Source organism: Marivita lacus (assembly GCF_014637725.1).
In the GTDB taxonomy this organism is placed as follows: domain Bacteria; phylum Pseudomonadota; class Alphaproteobacteria; order Rhodobacterales; family Rhodobacteraceae; genus Marivita; species Marivita lacus.
The window spans coordinates 73,486-92,368 of the sequence record NZ_BMFC01000011.1 but is presented as its reverse complement, the minus strand read 5'-3'; the positions used below and the strand labels follow the sequence as shown (position 1 = coordinate 92,368).

The 18,883-nt window shown below is 63.8% G+C and carries 22 protein-coding genes; 2 read left to right on the top strand and 20 right to left on the bottom strand.

What is annotated here, in order from left to right; genetic code table 11:
* Positions 1-63: 63 nt before the first annotated feature.
* From IEV82_RS17750 to IEV82_RS17695, 12 genes are all read right to left on the bottom strand, one after another.
* Positions 64-1,482, bottom strand: coding sequence for an amidase (locus IEV82_RS17750; RefSeq protein ID WP_229747899.1), 1,419 nt, complete (start codon positions 1,480-1,482; stop codon positions 64-66).
* Positions 1,479-1,799, bottom strand: a complete 321-nt coding sequence (locus IEV82_RS17745) for an ArsR/SmtB family transcription factor (RefSeq protein WP_229747898.1) — start codon at positions 1,797-1,799, stop codon at positions 1,479-1,481. The genes IEV82_RS17750 and IEV82_RS17745 overlap by 4 nt, the downstream gene beginning before the upstream one ends.
* A 60-nt stretch (positions 1,800-1,859) precedes the next feature.
* A complete protein-coding gene (locus tag IEV82_RS17740) occupies positions 1,860-3,107 on the bottom strand; it encodes a mandelate racemase/muconate lactonizing enzyme family protein (protein ID WP_188483410.1) in 1,248 nt (415 codons plus the stop codon).
* A gap of 90 nt (positions 3,108-3,197) precedes the next feature.
* Entirely contained in the window at positions 3,198-4,277 is a 1,080-nt protein-coding gene (locus IEV82_RS17735; RefSeq protein WP_188483408.1) for an alcohol dehydrogenase catalytic domain-containing protein, read from the bottom strand.
* 75 nt (positions 4,278-4,352) lie between these two features.
* Positions 4,353-5,558: a TCR/Tet family MFS transporter gene (locus tag IEV82_RS17730; protein WP_188483406.1), complete on the bottom strand. Its 1,206-nt coding sequence runs from the start codon at positions 5,556-5,558 to the stop codon at positions 4,353-4,355.
* Between the two features lie 66 nt (positions 5,559-5,624).
* A complete protein-coding gene (gene pcaD, locus IEV82_RS17725; RefSeq protein ID WP_188483404.1) occupies positions 5,625-6,413 on the bottom strand; it encodes a 3-oxoadipate enol-lactonase in 789 nt (262 codons plus the stop codon).
* Positions 6,414-6,423: 10 nt separating this feature from the next.
* The gene (locus IEV82_RS17720) at positions 6,424-7,401 is read right to left on the bottom strand and encodes a threonine ammonia-lyase (RefSeq protein WP_188483402.1); all 978 of its coding nucleotides are present in this window, start codon (positions 7,399-7,401) and stop codon (positions 6,424-6,426) included.
* A gap of 3 nt (positions 7,402-7,404) precedes the next feature.
* Positions 7,405-8,226 (bottom strand): alpha/beta fold hydrolase, encoded by an 822-nt coding sequence (locus tag IEV82_RS17715; RefSeq protein WP_188483401.1) that lies wholly within the window; start codon positions 8,224-8,226, stop codon positions 7,405-7,407.
* The gene (locus IEV82_RS17710; RefSeq protein WP_373285246.1) at positions 8,226-8,903 is read right to left on the bottom strand and encodes a haloacid dehalogenase type II; all 678 of its coding nucleotides are present in this window, start codon (positions 8,901-8,903) and stop codon (positions 8,226-8,228) included. The genes IEV82_RS17715 and IEV82_RS17710 overlap by 1 nt, the downstream gene beginning before the upstream one ends.
* A 73-nt stretch (positions 8,904-8,976) precedes the next feature.
* The gene (locus IEV82_RS17705) at positions 8,977-9,528 is read right to left on the bottom strand and encodes a hypothetical protein (protein ID WP_188483399.1); all 552 of its coding nucleotides are present in this window, start codon (positions 9,526-9,528) and stop codon (positions 8,977-8,979) included.
* 324 nt (positions 9,529-9,852) lie between these two features.
* Positions 9,853-10,059: a 30S ribosomal protein S21 gene (gene rpsU, locus IEV82_RS17700; RefSeq protein ID WP_188483398.1), complete on the bottom strand. Its 207-nt coding sequence runs from the start codon at positions 10,057-10,059 to the stop codon at positions 9,853-9,855.
* 83 nt (positions 10,060-10,142) lie between these two features.
* Positions 10,143-10,829, bottom strand: a complete 687-nt coding sequence (locus IEV82_RS17695; RefSeq protein ID WP_188483396.1) for a hypothetical protein — start codon at positions 10,827-10,829, stop codon at positions 10,143-10,145.
* 223 nt (positions 10,830-11,052) lie between these two features.
* Between IEV82_RS17695 and IEV82_RS17690 the strand changes: the two genes are divergently transcribed.
* Entirely contained in the window at positions 11,053-11,745 is a 693-nt protein-coding gene (locus IEV82_RS17690; RefSeq protein ID WP_188483394.1) for a COQ9 family protein, read from the top strand.
* Positions 11,746-11,747: 2 nt separating this feature from the next.
* Here IEV82_RS17690 and IEV82_RS17685 read toward each other — a convergent pair whose 3' ends face one another.
* The gene (locus tag IEV82_RS17685) at positions 11,748-12,386 is read right to left on the bottom strand and encodes a ribonuclease T2 family protein (RefSeq protein ID WP_188483393.1); all 639 of its coding nucleotides are present in this window, start codon (positions 12,384-12,386) and stop codon (positions 11,748-11,750) included.
* A gap of 135 nt (positions 12,387-12,521) precedes the next feature.
* On the opposite strand from IEV82_RS17685, the gene IEV82_RS17680 reads away from it, so the two are divergent.
* Complete coding sequence (locus tag IEV82_RS17680) at positions 12,522-13,304, top strand: DUF1013 domain-containing protein (protein ID WP_188483391.1); 783 nt, start codon at positions 12,522-12,524, stop codon at positions 13,302-13,304.
* A 60-nt stretch (positions 13,305-13,364) separates the two neighbouring features.
* Here the strand turns inward: IEV82_RS17680 and IEV82_RS17675 are convergent, their stop codons facing one another.
* The 7 genes from IEV82_RS17675 to IEV82_RS17645 all read right to left on the bottom strand — a co-directional run bounded on the left by IEV82_RS17675 (position 13,365) and on the right by IEV82_RS17645 (position 18,828).
* Entirely contained in the window at positions 13,365-13,748 is a 384-nt protein-coding gene (locus IEV82_RS17675) for a rhodanese-like domain-containing protein (protein WP_188483390.1), read from the bottom strand.
* 9 nt (positions 13,749-13,757) lie between these two features.
* The gene (locus IEV82_RS17670) at positions 13,758-14,657 is read right to left on the bottom strand and encodes an MBL fold metallo-hydrolase (protein ID WP_188483389.1); all 900 of its coding nucleotides are present in this window, start codon (positions 14,655-14,657) and stop codon (positions 13,758-13,760) included.
* 70 nt (positions 14,658-14,727) lie between these two features.
* Entirely contained in the window at positions 14,728-15,321 is a 594-nt protein-coding gene (gene recR / locus IEV82_RS17665; RefSeq protein WP_188483387.1) for a recombination mediator RecR, read from the bottom strand.
* A 72-nt stretch (positions 15,322-15,393) separates the two neighbouring features.
* Positions 15,394-15,738, bottom strand: a complete 345-nt coding sequence (locus IEV82_RS17660) for a YbaB/EbfC family nucleoid-associated protein (RefSeq protein ID WP_188483385.1) — start codon at positions 15,736-15,738, stop codon at positions 15,394-15,396.
* A 15-nt stretch (positions 15,739-15,753) separates the two neighbouring features.
* Complete coding sequence (locus IEV82_RS17655; RefSeq protein WP_188483383.1) at positions 15,754-16,137, bottom strand: hypothetical protein; 384 nt, start codon at positions 16,135-16,137, stop codon at positions 15,754-15,756.
* Complete coding sequence (locus tag IEV82_RS17650) at positions 16,113-17,861, bottom strand: DNA polymerase III subunit gamma/tau (protein ID WP_188483381.1); 1,749 nt, start codon at positions 17,859-17,861, stop codon at positions 16,113-16,115. Before IEV82_RS17650 ends, IEV82_RS17655 begins: the two co-directional genes overlap by 25 nt.
* A gap of 76 nt (positions 17,862-17,937) precedes the next feature.
* Complete coding sequence (locus IEV82_RS17645) at positions 17,938-18,828, bottom strand: substrate-binding domain-containing protein (RefSeq protein WP_188483453.1); 891 nt, start codon at positions 18,826-18,828, stop codon at positions 17,938-17,940.
* Positions 18,829-18,883: the final 55 nt, after the last annotated feature.

Sequence of the window (18,883 nt, the reverse complement as noted above, 5' to 3'; positions counted from 1 at the left end):
GCGGTGGTGGTGTTTGCGTAGTTGGAAAGAAAAGAAGCAAGAGGTTGGCAGACCCCGTTGACCTCAAGGACTGATCGGGTCGATCAGTGTCACCGGCAGGTTCAGCGCCTGTTCGAGTGTATGCGCCACCTGCAAGAGCCTTGCCTCGCCGCGCGGCGGGCCGATCAGTTGCAGGCCCACCGGCATGCCTGACGGGGTGAACCCCACTGGCAGCGACAATGCCGGCAAGCCCGCGACCGTGGCCAGAAATGCGAATTGCAACCAGTCGATATAGTCGCGCATCGGGCGGCCCGCGACCTCGGTCGGGTACTCGATTTCCACCGGCAGCGGCGCAAGGCCGTTGACCGGGCAGGCCAGCACGTCATGGGTCTGAAAGAAAATGGCCATAGTGTTGTAGATCGCCGCGCGGTCGCGTTCGGCCTGCACATAATCGTCGAAGGTCATCGCGCGGGCATCGGCGAGGTTGCCCTTGATCGTGTCCTTGTAATGCTGCGTGACGCTGTCCGGTGTGACCTGGTAGCTGCCGAGGAAGGACAGGCAGCGCAGGGCGCGGAATGTCTCATCCAGACGGGGTAGGTCGGGGCAATGTTCGACCACCGTGACATCCGGAAGGCGGAGGCTGTCGAGCGCCGCGCGCAGAACGCTGTCGATCTCGGAGGTGACGGCAGCAAAACCGTTGAGGTCAGGCGTGTAGGCGATGCGCACCTTGCCCGCATCCTGCCGTGCTGTCTCGACGTAGGGTGTTGCCGGGGCCGGGAACGAGATCGGCCAGACCGGATCGTAGCCCGCCATCGCATCGAGAAACAATGCACAGTCCAGCACGTCGCGCGCCATCGGGCCATCAACGCCGCCATTGGTGAACCCCAGATGCGCCGAACTGCCACCCGCAATGCCGGGCGAGGGGCGCAGGCCCACGATGCCGCAGTAATTCGCGGGGCTGCGCAGGCTGCCGCCGAAATCGGACCCGTGGCTCAGCCACAGCTCTCCGGTGGCAAGGGACACGGCTGCGCCGCCTGACGAACCGGCCGCGTTCATTGCGGTGTTCCACGGGTTCCGCGTCGCGCCGAACACGGCATTGAACGTGTTGGCCCCGGCACCCATCTCTGGCGTATTGGTCTTGCCCAGCACCACGCCGCCGCGCGCCTCCAACCGTTGCACCAGCGCATCGGAGGCTTTGGGCACATTGTCGGCCATCCCCTTGGTGCCGAAGGTGGTGCGCACGCCTTCGACCGGGTTCAGATCCTTGATCCCGATCGGCAACCCGGCAAGCAGGCTGTCCTTTGGCGCAGGTCTGGCACGGGCGCGGTCGGGGCAGCGCGTGACAACGGCATTCACCTGTGGTTCGACCTGGTCCATGCGGGCAAGGCTCGCCGCGATCAGGTCATCGGTGGTGATCTCGCCACTTTTCAGCAGGTCAATCACGTCGCGCGCCGGTTTGGCGCAGAGCTCGGGGCCGGAAAAGGCAGTGTCAGGGCGCGTCACGATGTGCAGAACATTCCATGCAAATGCGCGATCAGCCGCGCGGTGTTGTCATCATTCAGGCTGTAATAGATGGTCTTGCCATCGCGTCTCGTCTTGACCAGTTTCTCGTCGCGCAGGCGGGCCAGCATCTGGCTGACCGCCGCCTGCCGGATATTGAGCAGCGCCTCTAGCTCGCCCACGGATTTCTCTCCGACGCCGAGATGGCAGAGGATCATCAACCGGCCCTCATGCGCAAGCGTCTTGAGATAGGCGGCAGCCTTCTCCGCGCTTTCGGCCATGTCCTGCGCGGCAGCCGGCGCAAAACTCGAGTCTTTCATCGATCAATCCCCAGTATCCCCTCAGGCATTTAACACCCAAGGGGCGCGGGTTTCAAAGATTTATCTCGGTGCCCCGTCTTTTGGCTCGGTCGGTGCGCCGCCGGTGAAGGCATTGCCGTTCTTGTAGTCACAGGGAGCCTCCTGCATCTGCAGATGCAGACCATCCCCGGTGAAGGGATGTGCGCGCGCAAGCTCCTCATCCACGTCGATGCCAAGGCCGGGCGTGTCCGGCACGGTGATGAAGCCGTCCTCGACCCGGATCGCGTTGCGGATCAGGGCTTCGTGGAACGGGGTTTCGATGGTCTCGGCCAGAAGCACGTTCGGGATCGACGTGCAAAGATGCACATTGGCGGCCCATTCGACCGGCCCGGCATAGAGATGCGGCGCCATCTCGGCATTGAACGCCTCGGCCATGCCCGACAGCTTCTTCATCTCCCAGATGCCGCCCGCGCGCCCCAACGCGGGTTGCAGGATCTTCGCGCCGCCCGTGCGCAGGAGCGTGGCGAACTCGGCCTTGGTGGTCAGCCGTTCGCCGGTGGCGATGGGGATGCGCACGGCGCGCGCCACTTCGGCGAACTCCAGCAGGTTGTCGGGCGGGATCGGTTCCTCGTACCAGAGCGGCAGGTAGGGCTCGATCGCCTGACCCAGCCGGATCGCACCCGAGGTGTTGAACTGGCCGTGGGTGCCGAACAGAAGATCGGCCTTGTTGCCCACCGCCGACCGGATCGCCTTGCACATCTCGACCGACAGCGCGATGTCGGTGAGTGCAGGCTGATGCCCGCCGCGGATCGTGTAGGGACCGGCCGGGTCGAATTTCACCGCGGTAAAGCCCTTGGCCACGTAATGCGCCGCGGCTTCGGCCTGCGCGTCGGGATTGGTCCAGAAGCCATTTATGTCATGATGGGGCAGGGGATAGAGATAGGTATAGGCACGGACCTTGGGGGTCATCTGCCCGCCCAGAAGCGCCCAGACCGGACGCCCCCGCGCCTTGCCGAGGATGTCCCAGCAGGCGATCTCCAGACCCGAGAACGCACCCATGACGGTCAGGTCGGGGCGCTGGGTGAAGCCCGAGGAATAGGCGCGCCGGAACATCAGCTCGATGTTCTCGGGCGACTCGCCGCGCATGTGCCTGTCGAACACGTCTTCGATCACGGCCTTCATCGCGTCCGGTCCGACGCTGGAGGCATAGCATTCCCCCCATCCGGTGATCCCCGTGTCGGTCGTCACCTTGACCAGCGTCCAGTAGCGCCCGCCCCACCCCGGAGCAGGCGGCGCGGTGGTGATGATCTCGAGCGCGTGGAGTTTCATGGCTCTTTCCCTCGTGTCTGGCAGGCGATGCGTCGACGCATCGCGGAGTTTCCGTCGACGGAACCTCCGTCGCGATATGTCAAAGGTGGTTCAGAAGATGATCACGTTGCGTTTGGCACCGCCGGACCTTGTGTCGGTGATGGCCTCGTTGATCTGGTCGAGCGACCAGCGCCCCGACACCAGTTCGTCCAGTTTCAGCCGACCCTGACGGTAGAGATCAGCCAGCCACGGAATGTCGCGGCGGATCACCACGTCGCCCATCTTGGACCCGACCATGCCCTGCGCCATGTAGGCCAGCACCACGGGTTCGTATTCTGCCATCGCACCGGAATGCGGCATGCCGATCATCACCATGCGCCCGCCCCAGCCCAGAAAGCGTGGCGCGTCATTATAGGCAGGGATCGCGCCGACGGTCACGGCAACGAGGTCAGCCCCACGTCCAAGGATGCGGTACACGTCTTTCCAAGGCGCTTTGCCGGTGGCCAGGACCCCATCGGTCGCGCCAAAACTTTTGGCGGTCTCCAGCTTGTCCTCGGTCATGTCGACGGCGACGATGCGCCGGGCCCCGGCGATCCGCGCGCCCTGGATTGCGTTGAGGCCAACGCCTCCCGCGCCGATCACCACCACGTCTTCGCCCGCGCGCAAGCGGCCTGCGTTCACAATGGCTCCGACGCCGGTGATCACACCGCAGGCCATCAGCGCCACCGCCTCGGGCGGCATGTCATCGGGCAACGGCACAACCTGGCTCTGGTCCACCACCACCCGTTCGGCAAAGGCCCCGCAATTCATCGCCTGCACCACGGAGGTGCCATCGGCGCGGGTGATCGGAGACATCTCGGTTCCGGGAGTTTCGCAGATGGTCGGCCTGCCGCTCGCGCAATTGGGGCATGTGCCGCAGGCCCGGATAAGTGTCACGACAACGCGCTGGCCCTCGATCAGCCCTTGCACGCCCGGCCCGATGGCCGAGATGCGCCCGGCCGCTTCATGGCCGTAGACTGCGGGCACGTCACCACCCCATGCGCCTTCGGCGAAATGAATGTCCGAATGGCAGATCGCCACCGCTTCGAGCGTAACCTCGATCTCTCCGGCCAATGGCGCGCGCAGGTCAAGCTCTTCAATCCGAAGGGGTTGACCGAATTCGGTACAGACGGCAGCCTTGATGCGTGTCATGGGGTCTCCCCTGTTCTCGTGAGCAACCTGAGGGTCGGGCAGTCCGAGCGCAAGCGGGAAGTCGACCTCTGCAGGTCAGGCCGCGACAGGGCTGCGGTGCGGCGCCAGAAACACCACCAGCGCCACGACGATCAGGCCGAGTGACACCAGGAACGGCGCACCGGGGAAATAGACCGCCGCCCCGGCGCGGGTGTATTGCGCAAAGACGGTGGTCATCACCATGGGCGCCACGATCATCGCGATCGCTCCGACCGAGGTCAGCGCGCCCTGCAATTCGCCTTGCCGCTTGTCGCCCACGCTCCTTGACATGATGCCCTGCAGCGCGGGTGTGATCACCGCGCCCAAGGCGGCCAGCGGTGTCAGGAACAGTGCCACCGTGCCGGAGGTCACAAAGGCCAGCGCGCCAAAGGCGAAGACATCAAAGACAAGCCCGTAGACCACCGTGCCGCGTTCTCCGAGGCGCGCCAGGATCACGCGGATCAACCCGCCCTGAACCACCGCCATCATCACCCCGAAGAGGCCCAGCGACAGCCCGATCATGCCCGCGTTCCAGCCAAACCGCGCATGCCCGAAATAGGCCCAGATCGCCGGGTAGACGAAAAACGCCACCTGGTAGAGAAAGAACACCGTCAGAAGCCGCCCCAGACCCGGCAACGCGCCCAGCGACCGAAACGCGCCAAACGGATTTGCCCGGCGCCAGTCAAAGGGCCGGCGGATCGCGTCAGTCACGGTTTCGCGCAGCACGAGATGGCCAAGGATCGCGTTTGCCCCAGCCAGTGCCGCCGCAACCCAGAATGGTGCGCGCGTGCCCCATTCGCCCAGCAGCCCGCCCATCAGCGGTCCGATCACGAAACCCAGCCCGAACGCGGCACCCACGAGACCGAAATTCTGCGCCTTCTTTGCCGGGTCGGAGATATCGGCCATGTAGGCCGTCGCAGTCGCCTGCGTTGCCGTCGTGATCCCTCCGATCACCCGCCCCAAAAGCAAGAGCCACATGCTTCCGGCGACCGCCATGATCACGTAATCTGCGGCCATCACGGCAAGCGAGATCAGCAGGACGGGGCGTCGCCCGAACCGGTCCGACAGGTTGCCGATCACCGGACCGAAGAGGAACTGCATCACCGCAAAGACCGTCGTCAGCACGCCGCCCCACAGCGCCGCATTTGCCAGATCGCCCCCGGTCACATCGCGGATCAGGCCGGGCATCACGGGAATGATCAACCCGACACCCATCGCGTTGATCATCACGGTGATCAGGATAAAGACGACGGGCAGGCGCATGGGCACAACTTTCGGGGTCAGGCAGGCGCGCCCTTCAGGTGTAAACTACACTTGACAGTTCGCCAGTCAATGCGCCTGTGCGGCGATGAACTCGGTCAGGACGCGGGCATAGGCGTCAGGCGCTTCCACGCAAGGAAGATGGCCCGCCTTGCGGATCAGGTGGAACCGTGATCCCGGCACCAGATCGGTTGTTTCGCGCACCAGATCGGGCGGTGTCGATCCGTCCTCGCTGCCCGCAATGCCCAATGTGGGCAGGCGCAGCGCTGCTGTCGTGGTGTAGAAATCGGTGCCCGCGATGGCATGTGCGCAGCCGATATAGCCCTCGGCAGGCGTGCGGGTCATCATGTTGCGCCAAAACCGGAACTCGGCGGATGCGCGAAAGGACGACGTGAACCAGCGGATCATGGTGGCATCGGCCAGCGCCTCGACTCCGCCCGCGTCGACATCGGCGATGCGCTGGTCCCAGATGGCGCGTGTGGCGATCCGTGCAGCGGTGTTCGACAGCACCAGCGCGCGCACGAGGTCCAGCCGTTTTGCCGCCAGCCCCTGCGCGATCATCCCGCCGATGGACAGACCGACGAAGACCGCGCCGCGCACCTCCAGATGGTCCATCAAAAGCTCTGCATCCCTCACCAAAGTGCCCATGCCGTATGGCGGGGCAGGGCAGTCGGACAGGCCATGCCCGCGCATGTCATAGCGGATATAGCGCAGGCCGGTCTGCGGCAGCCGGGCCATCACCTTGTCCCACAGCCGCAGATCGGTGCCCAAGGAGTTGGAGAACACCACGGGCGCGCCATCCGGGTCACCGTCGATGCGGTAGTGCAGACGCAGCCCGTCCAGATCGGCGATCAGCATGGTGCGGGCCTTATTCTTCGCCGAACTGCGCAAGCGCGTGCAGGAACACCGCGCGGTCCACGTTGCCGCCGGATATGGTGCAGATCACCGTATCGCCGTCGATCTGGTCGCCATGATAAAGCGCCGCCGCGAGCGCCACCGCACCGCCCGGTTCCGCCACCAGTTTCAGCCGCGCAAAGGCCTGCGCCATGGCGCGCTGGGCCTCGTCATCCGTCACGACGATCCCCGGCCCGCAGAGCCGGTGCATGATCGGAAAGGTCATGTTGCCCGGCTGCGGCGTGACAATTGCGTCACAGAGGCCGTTGGCGCTGCCTGTGTTGCGCTCGATCTGACCGGACACCAGCGACCGGGTCACGTCATCGAACCCTTCCGGTTCCGCAGGCCGCACGCGCATGCCCGGCGCACGGGCCTCAAGGGCCAGCGCGATGCCCGACGTCAGGCCACCGCCGCCGCAGCACACGATCACCTCGGCCTCGGTCACGCCCAGTTCCGCTGCCTGCGCTGCGATCTCGAGCCCGCAGGTGCCTTGCCCTGCGATCACCTCCGGCTCATCAAAGGGACGGATCAGGGTCAGCCCGCGCTCGTCTGACAGCTTGGTTCCGATGGCGTCCCGGTCCTCGGTCGCGCGATCATAAAGCACCACCTCGGCCCCCAAAGCGCGGGTGTTGTCAATCTTCATCTTGGGCGCATCCGCCGGCATGATGATGACCGCGCTCACGCCGAACTGCTTGGCGGCCAGCGCCACGCCCTGCGCGTGGTTGCCCGAGGAAAAGGCGATCACGCCGGTCTCGCGCTGCGCGTCAGGCAGGGCAGATACCGCCGACCGCGCGCCGCGATATTTGAAGCTGCCGGTGTGCTGCAGGCATTCCGCCTTGACCAGCACGCGCCGCCCCGCGATCTCGTCCAGAAAGGGCGAGGACAAGAGCGGAGTGACCCGCGCGTGACCCTGCAGACGGCTTGCAGCCGCCTCGATACGTTCAATGTCCATGGGTTACCTCAACATATCAAGCCAGCGCCGCAGCGCGTTCAGGCATTCGGGTTCATCAAGAAAGGGAATATGACCCCGGTCGGGGACTTCGACAGCAACCATGTCGGGACGGCGCTTTTTCATCTCGGCAAAAGTGGCGGGCGACAGCAGGTCGGAGTTGGCACCCCGGATACAGGCCAGCGGCAGACCGGACAGCGCATCGAACAGCGGCCAGAGGTCGGGCACCGGTTGCGCGCCGCCCTCCACCACCGCCTCGCGGAGGCGCGGATCATAGGTCAGTTCCAGCCCGTCTTCTGTCTCGTTGAACAGGATCTGCGCCTCTTGCAGCCAGCGCTCTTGCGGCACGTTCGGAAATCCGGTCAGCACCCGCGCCCGCGCTGCCGCCATCTCGGCATGGGTTTTCAGCAGAGGCGGCTTGCCAAGGTAATCCTTGATCACCTCAAGCCCCTCGGGCGCGATCTCGGGACCGATATCGTTCAGCACGACACCCAGCAGCCGGTCCTTGACCGTCGCCGCCAGCAGCATGGCGATCAGCCCGCCGCGCGACGTGCCCAGTACGGCGGCCTTGTCGATGCCCAGATGATTCAGCAGTTCCACCGCATCGCGGCCTTCGACCGGGATCTGATAGGTGGCGGGATCGCCCCAGTCGGACTGTCCGCGCCCGCGATAATCCAGCCGGATCAGGCGCACGCCTTCGAGATGCGGTGCGACAAAGTCGAAATCCCGCCCGTCGCGGGTCAGGCCCGCAAGGCAGAGCACCGGCAGGCCGGCGCCTTCGTCGGTATAGTGCAGGGACAGGCCGTCAGAGGTGGTGAACGTCGGCATCAGGCGAGATCCGGGATCGTGGTCAGATCGCTCAGCACATGCGCGGGCCGGTGCGGCAGCCGGTCCACCGGATCACCTGCGCGGTTGACCCAGATCGTCTGGAACCCGTAGCCGGTGGCCCCGGCGATGTCCCAGCCATTGGACGAAACAAACAGCACCTCTTCCCTGCTACAGCCGAACTTCGCGCCGACCATGTCATAGACGCGCGACGACGGCTTGAAGATCGACACATCCTCGACCGACAGGACCGCGTCCAGGAATTCGCCGATCCCGGCGCTGTCCACCGCACCGTCGAGCATGTCCTTGCTGCCATTGGACAGGATCGCGCAGGTCTTGCCCGCCGCCTTTAGCCGCGCGAGCATCATCGGGACCTCGCGATAGGCGGCAAGTTCCCAATAGAGCGCGAGAAGCCGTTCGCGCAGTTCGGCATCATCGGCCAGACCGACCTTCTCCATCGCCCAGTCCAGACCGTCCTGCGTGATGTCCCAGAACGGGGCATACTCGTCCATGATGGTGCGCAGCCAGGTGTATTGAAGCTGCTTCAAACGCCAATGCTCCGCCAGTTGCGGCGCCACGGCCCTGAGCGCGTCGCGGCCCGGTTCCTCTGCCGCGCGGCGCGCAGCGGAGGTCACGTCGAACAGCGTGCCATAGGCATCGAACACACAGACCTGTACCATGATGGAGCCTCCCTTCGGTATCTGCGCCGCAAGGTGTCAGATCAGGCCGGGGGAGGGAAGCGCTGTTTCAGGCTCAGAAGTCGGCACCGGTCCACAACACACGGTCGCCGTTCATGCGCAGTGGCAACACGGGGCGGTAGAGCTGTCGGTAGGATTGCGGATGGTAGTCGCAGATCGGCGTTCCGGTGGCATCCTTGATGAAAAGATACGCTCCGTTCGCATGCTGCCAAGCCACACCGCCATAGCTGGCGATCGTCATGGCCGTAATGTGGTTGTTCGACGACCAGAAGCCATAATCATCGGTGCCGAAAATGCCACCGCGTACTGCGGCTGGTTCATCCTGCTTGGCCTCTGCGACAAGCCCGCCGACATAATCGTCGACCGCCGCCTTGACGATTCCCGTGATCGTGGCAGGCACGACGAGGATCCAGCCCGCAGCTGCCCCTGCCGCACCTACACCATATATGAAGGCATCGCCTGCGTCGGGTCCTGTCCCCGTCACGGCCCAGACCACGGGTTGTACAGCCAAACCTGCTACGCTGCCGCGCGCACCTCCAATGGCACGCTCCACAGCAAAAGCGGCTACGGTCACTGCTGCGTTGGTCGCGGAATTCTGCCCAGTCATAAATTACATCCTCGTAAGGGGGCACGCTGGCTGTCCAAATCACGAAGGCCATCCAAGCGGGCCGAATAATATCAAAGGCAACGGCGGAAATTCTGTGCCGCGCTCACGGGGATTTTGTCACAAGGCGTGCGAGTCGCGCAAGATGGGGCGTTCGCAGTGTTCCCAAGCGCCTTTTTGGGGCAGTAATTCGCCCTGTGGTCCCAACATTTCGTTCATTAAGCGTCGAGGCCATGTGCTGAAAAAAGACTGGGTGCACAAAAACAAACCCCCGAAAGCGCAGGGCTCCGGGGGCTGTCAAAATCAAAGCGTGTTGGAAAGACCTGCTTAGAGCATACCTTCGCGCTGCGCCTTCTTGCGCGCCAGTTTGCGCGCACGGCGGACCGCTTCAGCTTTCTCGCGTGCTTTTTTCTCGGACGGCTTTTCGAAATGTTGCTTGAGCTTCATTTCCCGAAAAACGCCTTCACGCTGCAGCTTTTTCTTCAGAGCGCGGAGCGCCTGATCGACGTTGTTGTCACGAACACTTACCTGCATGTGGTTTTCACCACCTTTCTAAGTTGGATTTGCAAGGATTTGCAGGAAGCAGCCACATAGCAAGGTGCGGGCGGTTTGTCCAGTCATCCGGTCGCAAGTTCGCCCTGTCGTTCCGCCTCGGTCAACGGGTTGGCGGGATGCAGGAAAATTGCCAGCGACAGAAGGGCAAAGATGCATTCATAGACCTCCCACCGGCGGCTTTCGTCGAGAAAGGGAATGATGACTGTCACCGCAAAGGCAAAGGCCGCATGATACGTGCGCGGCACCGGGATGATCATTGTCCGCACCAGCTTTTTCACCAGATCCACACGGGGCCAGAGGAGCGGCAACACGATAAGATAGCTCAGGATGATGTAGGACAGCACCGGCCCGAAGATCAGTTCGTCCAGCTTCACACCGCCGATCACCATGTTGTGGAAATTGAACTCCTGCTGGTCGTTGTTGGTCTGGAAATAATCCGGGCTGTCGAAACCAAGAATGCGCTGCCCCCAGGAAATCTCCTCTCCGGCTGCCCAGACATAGGCCAGCCCGTAGAGCACCCCGAGAATCACCGCCCCGCGTGAAATGACCTGTTTGGCGGCCAATGCGCGCCACCAGAGCGCAACGCCTGCCACGGCGAGGATCAGTGCTGTTGCGTTCTCGACGGGGGAATCCTCTGCGCCGAAATAGGTGAAGAAGACCTCGCCTTGCATGGCCGATGCGACAAATGCCGCCACAAGCAGGGCGGTACTCAGAAAGAGCAGAAAGCAATCGGTAGTCTGTCGTGTCACTTGGAGCCACGTCCTGTCCTGAAAATGCAAACACGGTTCACCGGAACGCATAATAAAAGCTCAAAACGCTTCAGACGCCGCGAGGTTCCGGGACACATCCTGTTTTTTGCAGGTGTACCGCGCCCAGTCTCGCGGAAATATCGGGTTGCAGTGGCGCGGGGCGCACAATCGTCCTACCTATCACTCTAAGACGCACTGCAACCGACCCTTCGAAGGCCCGACCATGACCGAGACACCGCGCGATTACGCAACCGAGCTGCTGGACGCGGCCTTGATGCATGTGCCTTTCGATGGCTGGTCCGAGACCGCCTTCAAGGCGGCGATTCAGGACGTGGACGTACCCCCGGCCCTGGCGCGGGGTTTGTTTCCGCGCGGTGCGATCGATCTCGCAGCCGCCTACCACCGGCGGGGCGATGGCGCGATGATCGCGGCGCTGACCGCGCGCGACCTCTCCGAGATGCGGTTTCGGGATCGCGTCGCGCTGGCCGTGCGCCTGCGGATCGAACTGGTCGAAGACAAGGAGGCGGTGCGTCGCGGCGTGACGCTCTTTGCGCTGCCGATGCATGCCGCCGAAGGCGCCAAGCTGATCTGGGGCACGGCCGATCACATCTGGACCGCACTGGGCGACACCTCGCGGGACATCAACTGGTACACCAAGCGCGCGACGCTGTCGGGGGTCTATTCCTCGACCGTGCTCTACTGGCTGGGCGATGATTCGCTCGACAACCAGGCGACATGGGCCTTCCTCGATCGGCGTATCGACGACGTGATGCAGATCGAAAAGGTCAAGGCACAGGTGCGCAAGGCGCCGGGTCTCGGCCGGCTGATGAAAGGCGCGGAATCGATACTGAACCGGGTCAAACCGCCCAAGGCCCGCCGCGAGGATCTGCCCGGTGGCTGGACTGTCCCGCGTTAGCCCTACCGGATCGGATCGAACAGCGCGTCCGTCGCGGTGCAGTCGCGCACCACGTCGCGCCCGCAGGGCACCGGCTCAAGCGATCTGGACAGGCAGATGCGTGCTTCTTGGATGCGCCCGTCCCGACAGGTGATGGTGATCATGTCCGGCTCGAGCTGCGGATTTGCCTCGAGAAAGGCCTCTTCGACCACCGATGCAGGTAGTTTGACCGCCTTTTCCAGCCGTCGGAAAATCTCGGGCCGCACCACTGTGCCATAGGCTTCGCGCGACAGGTCGTAATACTGCGTCGCCGACAGGCCGCTGCACACGCCGTGCTTGTTCCACTGGTGCCACGCCAGACCGGAGGTGCCCATGATGTCCGCCATCGCCTCGGTCATGCCACGCGACGGGTTGCGTTCGACCGTCGGGCAATAGGACGGCCATCCGCGATGATATTGCGGCCAGAGCCCGTGCAGAACCCATCCGAAATCCGCGTCTGCCTCGCATTGAGGCGACTGACGCGCATCGCCTTCGATGGCGCACCATGTCGGCGACCAGCTCAGCGACAGCACGTAATAGTCGAACGCGCCTGCCTTTTCGCCGCGCGCCCCTGCCATCGACGCGACAACCAGACCAACCATGGCCAGCACCAAAACCCGCATTGCCTCTTTCCTCTTTGCCTCTGCGCGACTATAAGGCGCGCAAGTTCCCTGACAATGGAAACCGTCCCGGCCTGATCCGGGACCTCTCGGACCAGCTCCGAGGGACCTAAAAAGCTTTGCGTAAGGAGTCGCGAGATGGGTAAACCGATTATGGCAAAAGCCACCGCCGTCTGGCTGGTGGACAACACGACACTGACCTTCAAGCAGATCGCGGATTTCGCCGGAATGCACGAGCTCGAAGTGCAGGGCATCGCGGACGGTGACGTGGCCACGGGGGTCAAGGGCTTCGATCCCATCGCGAACAACCAGCTTGATCCCGAAGAGATCAAGAAGGCCGAAGCAAACCCGGCGCATCCGCTCCGCCTCAAGATCTATGCTGCGGCACAGGGCGAGGAAAAGCGCCGTGGCCCGCGCTATACCCCGCTCTCCAAGCGTCAGGACCGCCCGGCGTCGATCCTCTGGCTGGTCAAGTTCCACCCGGAACTGAGCGACGGTCAGATCTCAAAACTGGTCGGCACAACCAAGCCGACGATCCAGGCGATCCGCGAACGCACCCATTGGAACATCAACAACATCCAGCCGATCGATCCCGTGGCGCTGGGCCTGTGCAAGCAGTCCGAACTGGACGCGGTTGTCGCCAAGGCGGCGAAAAAGCAGGAAGCCGTGATGACCGATGACGAGCGCCGCAAGCTGGTCTCGACCGAGCAGAGCCTTGAGATGGACGTTGAATCGCGCCTGCCAAGCGCCATTGAGGGTCTTGAGACCTTCAGCCTGTCCGGGTCGTCCTATGACCGCAGCGAGTCCGCCAGCAAGCAGGACTACGCGGATGCGGACAGCTTCTTCAACCTGCCCGACGGTGCACATGACGACGATGACGACGAGGAAGATGACGACGACACCAAGGGGCGTCGCCGCTGATCGCAGCATTCGGTAAACAGCAAACCCGGCCCGCCTCGCGGTGCCGGGTTTTTTATTGGCTTAGTCGGACTTGCGCATTTCCTTGGGTGCGCCCGTCGCCAGGTCGGTGCCCATATAGGTCTGACCGGCCTCTTTCCACGCCGCGAAGCCGCCGGCCATATGGGCGATGCGGGTCTCGCCTGCCGCAAGGCACAGCTTTGCCACCCGTGCGGACCGCACGCCCGATCCACAATGAAACACGATCTGCTTTTCCGCCTGATCCGGCATGTGGTTCGGCTGGAACGCCTGCATCGGGGCCAGCAACGCACCGTTGATCCGCTCCAGCGCGAATTCCTGCGGCGTGCGCACATCGATCAGGATGATCCGGTCTTCGGCAAAGGCCGTGGCCACCTCGGAGGGTGACCAGTGTTCAAGCGTGCCGTTCTCTGTTTTTTCGGTATCCATCAGTGTCTCCTAAAATCGGTTCATCGGGATTTTCAAATAGCAGTAGCCGTCGTCTTCGGGGTTGGGCGGGCGTCCTGCGCGCAGGTTCATCTGCAAGACATGCAACATCCGGTCCGGCAGGGCGAGCGTCTTGTCCCGCGCCTCGCGCCGGGCGATGAAGTCCTCCTTGGTCACACCTCCGCCGATATGAAGGTTATGCCTGCGCTGTTCCACAACCGTCGATTCCCATTCGGGCTGCGCGCGCTGGCCGTTGCCGTAATCATGGCCGACGAAGAGGCGCGTGTGCTCGGGAAGGGCAAGGATATCCTGCAGGGAGTGCCACAGATCCTCCGCCGTACCGCCCGGAAAATCCGCCCGCGAGGTGCCCGCATCCGGCTGCATGAACGTGTCATGCACAAAGGCCGCATCCTCGCCCACGACATAGGTGATCGACCCCAGCGTATGCCCCGGCGACAGCATCACCCGCACCGGCAGCGATCCGATCTCGAACGTATCGCCATCGGCAAACAGGTGGTCGAAGTCTCGATCCGGGTCAAAGGCATCGGGCAAGTGGTACGTGTCGCGCCACAGATCCGCGATCTGCTTGATCTTTTCACCGATACCATTGGGCTTGCCCAGCTTGTTCCTCAGGTAGGATGACGCCATCAGGTGATCCGCATGCGGATGTGTGTCGAGAACCCAATCGATCACAATGTCCTCGCTTTGGGCAAAGCGCAGAATGGCATCGACACCGCCTGTCCGGACCGACGCGTCTTCGGGATCAAAGCTCATGACCGTGTCGATCAGCGCGGCGCGGCGCGTGTCCGGATCGGTGACAAGGTACTGGATGCTGCCGGTATCCGCGTCGTGGAATCCTGTGACCATGGGCGAACCGGGTCCGCGGGATGGGCTGGTGCGTGAATAGGTCATGAAAGCTCTCCTTGCTGTTTCACCAACAACGGAAAGGCAAGAAACATGTTCCATTTCTTGAAGGTGTTTTTCAGATCGGCTTGCGCGCATTCATCGCGGCGGTGATCGTGCCTTCGTCGAGGTAGTCCAGCTCGCCACCAATCGGCACACCCTGCGCCAGCGTGGTCATGATCACCCGACCCTCAAGCCGGTCGGCGATGTAATGCGCCGTCGTCTGCCCGTCGATCGTGGCGTTGAGCGCGAGGATCACCTCGGTGATCTCCTCGCTGTCGACCCGCGCCGACAATTTGGGGATGCGCAATTCCTCCGGCCCCACCTGATCCAGCGCCGACAGGGTGCCGCCCAGAACGTGATAGCGGCCCTTGAAGACGCCAGCCCGTTCCATCGCCCAAAGGTCGGACACATCCTCGACCACGCAGAGCAAGCCGTTGTTTCGTTCGTTGTCCTGACAGATGTTGCAGATATCCTGCGTGCCGATATTGCCACAGTTCAGGCATTCGCGCGCATCCTGCGCCACGCGGGTCATCACTTCGGCCAGCGGCCCCAGAAGCAGGCCACGCTTGCGGATCATGTGCAGCACGGCACGCCGCGCCGACCGGGGCCCAAGCCCCGGCAAGCGCGCCATCATTGCAATAAGCGCTTCGATATCGCCGCTGTCACGCATCTTTGGCCCTGAACCTGCATAAATCCGTCACCCTCGGGGCGAGCCCGAGGATGACATTGCATCGCATGCTGCTCAAAACGGCAGGTTCATCCCCGGCGGCAGTCCCAGACCTTCGGTCAGCTTGGCCATCTCTTCCTGCGCCTTGGCCTGTGCCTTTTGCTGCGCGTCCTTGATCGCGGCAAGGATCAGGTCTTCGACCACTTCCTTGTCGTCGCCGTTGAAGATCGACGGGTCGATGTCCAGCCCGGTCAGTTCGCCCTTGGCCGTGGCCGTCGCCTTGACCAGACCCGCGCCGGATTCGCCGGTCACGGTCAGTGACGCAAGGTCTTCCTGCATCTGGGCCATCTTGCCCTGCATTTCCTGTGCGGCCTTCATCATCTTGGCCATGTCGCCCATCTGGCCCAAACCCTTGAACATCTGTCTCTCCGTAGGTCAGCGCCCCTTGATCGGCGGCGCGGTGTAAAAGATCGTCCCCACACATATTGCAGCGATGATGCCGATGAACAAGGCGGGCGACCCGACGCAGCCCTCGGCCATCGCCAATTTGCGCGAGGCGGGTGCCAGCATGGTCAGGAAGGTGACAAAGGCGGTCCAGCCCAGAACCGCCGCCAATGACCCCCACTGGCTCTTGAAACGCAGCGCGGCAACAGTGCCCAGCAAGAGCACCAGCGCCGCGGGTGAGGCGGCCAGAAACATGGCCTCCTGCACCGCACTGACCGGTGCGCCATCCCATCCGGGGCGCTGCACCGTGCAATCCTGCGCCCATGCCACACCCGGCAGGACCGACAGGATCACTCCTCCTCGAACGGGTCCCATTCGTCTTCCACTTCGGGCAGCGCCTCTGCCTCGGCCACGGCGGCCAGCTGGTCGGGCGTGCGCACCTCTTCGATCACCGAACCGGGAAAGGCGTCGAGCACCGCCTTGACCAGCGGATGGGCCGCCGCCTTGGCCTTGATCGCGTTATCGGCCGCGTCGCGGGTTTCCACGATGGTGGGCGCGTCCGATCCGTTGACCAGCGTCACCGCCCAGCGATTGCCGGTCCAGCGTTGCAATGCTCCGCCAAGCCGCTGCGCCAGATCGCCGGGCGCGTTGTCGGTGGGCGTGAATTCGATCCGCCCCGGCTGATAGGCGGCCAGCCGCACGCAGCCTTCGACCTCGACCAGCAGCTTTACATCGCGGTTCGACCGGATCAACTCGATCACGTGTTCAAAGCTCGGGTACCGTGCCAAAGCCTGATCCACGGCAACGGCAACCGCAGCACCACCGTAAGACGCGTGCGGGCCGGAGGAGGATGAATGCGTCGGGGCAGGGCTGCCCGTCGCCTGTGTCCGCGCTGCACCACCTGTGGCCATTCCGCCACCGGACGGGGGTGGCGGACGGGGTGTGTCCTGCAAGCGTTTCACGAGGTCTTCGGGGCTGGGCAATTCGGACACATGGGTCATGCGGATGATCGCCATTTCGGCGGCCATCATCGCGTTGGGCGCTTGCGCCACCTCGTCCAGCGCCTTGAGCAGCATCTGCCACAGCCGCGTCAGGGGCCGCATGCCCAGAGCATGGGCGAAATCCTGCCCGCGCTGGCGTTCATCCGGGCTGATCGTCGGGTCTTCGGCGGCTTCGGGCGTGATCTTGACCACGGAAATCCAATGCGTGATTTCCGCCAGGTCGCGCAGCACCGCCATCGGGTCGGCACCATCGGCATATTGCGCGGAAAGCTCGGTCAACGCGCCTGCCGCATCGCCCTTCATCACCATGTCGAAGAGGTCGAGCACGCGACCCCGGTCGGCCAGACCCAGCATCGCGCGCACCTGTTCGGCGGTGGTTTCCCCCGCGCCGTGGCTGATCGCCTGATCCAGCAGCGAGGTCGCATCGCGCGCCGATCCTTCCGCCGCGCGAGTGATCAAAGCCAGCGCGTCATCCGTGATCTCGGCGTTTTCGCGCGCCGCGATCTTGCGGAGCAAAGTGATCATCATCTCGGGCTCGATCCGCCGCAGGTCGAACCGCTGGCAGCGCGACAGGACCGTGACAGGCACTTTGCGGATCTCGGTCGTGGCAAAGATGAACTTCACATGCGCAGGGGGTTCCTCAAGCGTCTTGAGCAGCGCGTTGAACGCGCTTGTCGACAGCATGTGCACTTCGTCGATGATGTAGATCTTGTAGCGCGCCGAGGCGGCCCGGTAATGCACCGAATCGATGATCTCGCGGATGTCGCCCACCCCGGTGCGCGAGGCCGCGTCCATCTCCATCACGTCGACATGACGCCCTTCCATGATCGCCACGCAATGTTCGCACTGGCCGCAGGGATCGGTCGTCGGCCCGCCGGTGCCATCCGGCCCGATGCAGTTCAGCCCCTTGGCGATGATCCGCGCGGTGGTGGTTTTGCCAATGCCGCGAATCCCCGTCATGACAAAGGCTTGCGCGATGCGGTCGGCGGCAAACGCGTTCTTGAGCGTGCGCACCATCGCCTCTTGCCCGACAAGATCGGCAAAGGTTTCGGGGCGATACTTGCGGGCAAGCACCTGATAGGGGGTCGCGTCAGTCATCCGGGCATCCTTGGTTGCCGTCGAACCTAAGCCGTGGCCGCGTCCTCGTCCACCACTTGCGCGGCAGTTTTGCGCGTCATCCGTTCCAGCGCACCGATCCGGCCTCGGACACGTCATAGCCCCTCAGAGCGGCGGCATGGCTGGCAAAGCCGTCCGAGCGCAGGAAGGCGATGAAGCGCTGCATCGGTGGTTCGAAATAGGCGCGTCGGCTCACCAGCAGGTCGAAATTTTCCTCGATCAGCGGCACGAAACCCAAATGATGCTGCGCCGCAAGCGCTTCAAGGCCGAAAGTCGCATCCGACGCCCCCGTCGCCACGTCGAGAACCGCATCCGCCTCGCTGCGCGCCACTGGGCGCAGGCCGATCGTGTCGGGCAGGATATCGGCCTCGCGCAGCAGGTGATCGAACAGCGTGCGTGTGCCCGCACCGGGCTGCCGGGGTGTCATCGTACGGCCCACGAGATCGGCAACACCGCTGATCTGGGTCTCCAGTCCCGGCTTGACCACCAGCCCGCGCCGCCGCTTGGCGAAGCCCAGCAGCACCGCCGACACACCGGACACCGCCGCCTCGACCGCCGCGACGTTCCATGCGCCTGCATCCGCATCGAACATGTGCAGGCCCGCCGCAACCCCTTCGCGGGCGGCAAACCGGTCAAGCCCGTCCTGCGATCCGTCAAAGAAGGTGGCGATGCCGCATTCCGACTGCCGCAAGGCCCAGTCCAGCAGGGGGTCATGGCTGCCCAGAAACACCGCCGGACGCGCGGCATGGCCCTGCGCCGATCCGGTCTGACCACGCTCCAGCCAGCGCCGCACCGCCTGTTCGGGGAACAGCAGCTTGCCGGTCACCTTTGAACAGGGCACGGCACCGCTGGCCGCAAGATCATAGACCTTGCGCTCCTTGATCCGCAAAAGCTCCGCCAGTTCGGGAACCGTCAGGTAGCGTTCGGTCGGGGATGTGTCGGTGTTCATCATGGCGTCGCGACTATGGAGGACAGTCCGGCGCGCGGCAAGACGCACAAAACGC